The sequence below is a fragment of the Kitasatospora sp. NPDC059817 genome, from assembly GCF_042731835.1.
Lineage (GTDB): Bacteria > Actinomycetota > Actinomycetes > Streptomycetales > Streptomycetaceae > Kitasatospora.
Genome location: NZ_JBHWIR010000368.1, coordinates 1 through 3,223 on the forward strand (window position 1 = coordinate 1; position 3,223 = coordinate 3,223).

3 protein-coding genes are annotated in these 3,223 nt (G+C 72.4%); 2 read left to right on the plus strand and 1 reads right to left on the minus strand.

What is annotated here, in order from left to right; genetic code table 11:
• Positions 1 to 31: 31 nt before the first annotated feature.
• A complete protein-coding gene (locus ACFV61_RS35295; RefSeq protein WP_380496205.1) occupies positions 32 to 1,591 on the minus strand; it encodes a purple acid phosphatase family protein in 1,560 nt (519 codons plus the stop codon).
• A 272-nt stretch (positions 1,592 to 1,863) separates the two neighbouring features.
• Between ACFV61_RS35295 and ACFV61_RS35300 the strand changes: the two genes are divergently transcribed.
• Positions 1,864 to 2,652 (plus strand): phytanoyl-CoA dioxygenase family protein, encoded by a 789-nt coding sequence (locus tag ACFV61_RS35300; RefSeq protein ID WP_063345905.1) that lies wholly within the window; start codon positions 1,864 to 1,866, stop codon positions 2,650 to 2,652.
• On the plus strand, positions 2,649 to 3,223 hold a 575-nt coding region (locus ACFV61_RS35305; RefSeq protein WP_380496208.1), incomplete at its 3' end, for an AraC family ligand binding domain-containing protein. The genes ACFV61_RS35300 and ACFV61_RS35305, both read left to right, overlap by 4 nt.

Sequence of the window (3,223 nt, forward strand, 5' to 3'; positions counted from 1 at the left end):
GGCGCGGGCCGTCCGGGCGCAGGCTGCCAGGTCAGCCGCGTTGCACGGTGAACTGGTCCACGGCGGTGCCGTCCTCGGTGATCGAGCGCACCGCCATGCGGGCCGGCTTGCCGGCGGCGGCGGGCGTCACGTCGACCGCCACCAGGCAGTAGCCGGTGTAACGGACCCTGGACCAGGTGACCTTGACGGTCTGGTTGTGGCCGCTCGGATCGGCGACCACCATCGGGACGGGGGAGTCGTTCTTCGTCTCGTGCCCGAGGTAGGTGTCGGCGACGGGGAAGGAGTAGACCCCGCCGCCACCGCCGCCCGCGACGACGTACGTCGTGCCGTCCTTCAGCGGATTGACGGTGTCTCCGGAGGCGACCTTGCGGGTGGGCTTGCCGGAACGGATGGGGTCGGTCCGCTCGTAGACGTGGTTGTGGCCGCTGAGCACCAGGTCCACCTGGTACTTGTCGAACAGCGGGGCCCAGTCCTGCTGCGCGCCGAGTTCGGCCCCGTTGTCGTGGCAGGTGGAGTACGTGCACTGGTGCAGGTAGACGACGACGAAGTCGATGGTGGTGTCGGCGCGGAGCGCGGCGAGCCGGCTCTCCAGCCACTTCTTCTGCTTGCCCTTGGTGTAGTTCAGGTTGGCCGCGGTGTTGTAGCAGATGTCGTTGCCGTCGAGGCTGATCAGGCCGACGTTCTGGCAGCGCCAGGAGTAGATGCCGGTGGACTGGGCCCAGGCGTTGTCGGGCATCGTGAACCGGGCGCGGACGCCCCCGTAGCCGTCGGCGCCGTACCAGGCCTCCATCTCGTGGTTGCCGATCGCCATCATCCACGGGGTCCGGGAGGCGACGGGGTCGTTCTGCACGAAGAAGGAGTCCCACAGGCGGGCGTCGTAGGGGTCGCTGGTCTTGCCGCTGCCGCCGCTGTTGGCGTACGAGAGGTCGCCCATGTGGAGGTGGAAGGCGGGGTCGAGGCCGGCGATCAGGTTGGCGGTGGCGGCCGCGTTGTACCCGATGCCCTGGTCGCCGAAGGCCGTGAAGGTGAACCCGGCGCCGCGGCCGGGGGCGGGCGCGGTGCGGAAGCTCGCCACGTCGCCGAGCCGGGCGCGCTGCCCCGCGGGGTCGTAGCCCTGGTGGCCGACGACGTAGTAGTACGTGGTGTCGGGGATCAGCTGGTCGACCTGCGCGTGCAGGTAGTACTGGGTGACGGTGGTGGGCTTGACCAGGGGCTGGTCCTCGACCGGGTGCTGCCAGGACAGCTTGCTGACCAGGGTGCGGACCTCGGCGGCGATCGGGGAGCCGAAGTCGCCGGGCTGGAGGCCGATCCGGACGAAGGGGGCGGTCACCGCGCCCGGCACCTGCCAGGAGACGACGACCTGTTGGGAGGGATCGGCCCCGAAGGCCAGGTGCCGGCCGAAGGGGCGCAGCGCGGACCCGGCGGTCTGGTCGCTGCGGGGCGAGGGGAGGGTCGGGGTGTCGAGGGCGGTCGGACGGGGGGCGGCCTGGGCGGCGCCGGGCAGCAGGAGGCTGCCCGCGGCGAAGGCGGCACCGCCCGCCGCGCTCACTCGCAGGAGGTCGCGCCGGGAGTGCCGTGAGGTCTCGGACATGACATTAAGTTAGGAAACATCACTAACCTTTGACAAGAGGGCGGACGCGAACGGATTCGGCTGCGCCATACGCCAGTTGGGGGTGCCAGGACATCGAGGCGACGGTGCCCGGACATCGAGGCGGGGCGCTCCCGGCCTCGGGAGCACCCCCGCCTGCTCGGCCGCAGCCCAGCGGGAGGGACTTGAACGCGCGGGCCGATGTCCGGATTACCCACCGGGCCGTCCGTATCGCCCCTCGGCCCGGCCCGGTCCCCACACCTACGGTCGAGGCCATGAACGAACCCCTCAGCCCCGACGACCTCGCCGCCTACCATGAGAACGGCTTCCTCCTCGTCAAGAACCTGATCAGCCGACAGGAGGCGGCGGCGATGCGGGAGGAGTGCCACGCCCTGGCCGCCCGCCTCGACTCCGACGCCGACCCGACCTGGGCCAGCGCGCGCACCGTCGCGGGTGCGTCCGCCGGGCGCACGGCCCTCAAGCACGCCCACGACGCGCAGTTCCACTCGGCGGCCTTCGCCCGGCTGCTGGTCGACCCCAGGTTCACGGACGTCGCGGCCGCACTGCTCGGCGGGCCCAACCTCCAGTTGCACCACACGAAGATGTTCATCAAGCCTCCGGAGACCGGCTCCCCCTTCCCCCTGCACCAGGACCACCCGTTCTTCCCGCACGCCCGGCACACCGTCGCGGCCGCGGTCTTCCACTTCGACGACGCCCCGGAGGAGAAGGGCTGCATCAGGGCCGTCCCCGGCAGCCACCAGCAGGGCCCGCTGCCGCACGTCGAGGACGGCAGCTGGCACCTGCCGCCCGACACCTGGCGGCTCCAGGACGCCCGGCCGTGCCCGGCGGAGGCCGGCGACGTCCTGTTCTTCGGCTACCTCACCGTGCACGGTTCGGGGCTGAACACCTCCGACCAGGCCCGCACCACCTGGCTGGTACAGTTCCGGGACCCTGCGGACCGACCCACCACGGATGATCACACCTGGTCCCTCGGTCAGGGCATGATGTTGCGGGGCGTCGACCCCACCGCGCGCAGGACGGACGGGGCGGGCGAGCCGAGATGACCGAACTGGCCCGGGCGGGCGCCGCCCTGCCCCTGCTCAACTCCGTGCGGCTGGGCACCACCCTCGCCGGACGACGGGTCGAGTTCGTGGACTGGGGGTTCTACCCGCCCGAGCCATGGCGCAACTACTGGCACAGCCACTCCTACTTCGAGTTCTGCTACGCCTACGCCGGGCGCGGGACGTTCCGGATCGGCGCGCTGGAGCACCCGGTCGGAGCCGGCGAGCTGTTCCTGGCCCGCCCCGGCGAGGTCCACGAGATCACCACCGACGCCCGGGACCCGCTCGGCATCGTCTTCTGGTCCTGGACGATGGTCCCCGAACGCGGTCCGCGCGGGGCCGCCGGGCCCGGCTCCCCGGAGACCGCCGCCCTGCTCGACGCCCTCGCGGCCGGCCCGCGCCGGGTCGTCCCGGCCGCCGGAACCCCGCTTCCCCGGCTGTTGGCGACACTCGCCGAAGAGGCTGCGGCTCCGGGGCCGGCCAGCCCCGACCTGCTGGCCGCCCTCGGCCCCGCGCTGGTCCTCACCTGCGCCCGCGTCGTCGCCGACCTGCCCGCCGCCGCGCGCCCGACGCC

Coding starts and splice junctions, on each gene's coding strand:
- ACFV61_RS35295 (WP_380496205.1), bottom strand. CDS start 1,591: ATGTCCGAGACCTCACGGCACTCCCGGCGCGACCTCCTGCGAGTGAGC.
- ACFV61_RS35300 (WP_063345905.1), top strand. CDS start 1,864: ATGAACGAACCCCTCAGCCCCGACGACCTCGCCGCCTACCATGAGAAC.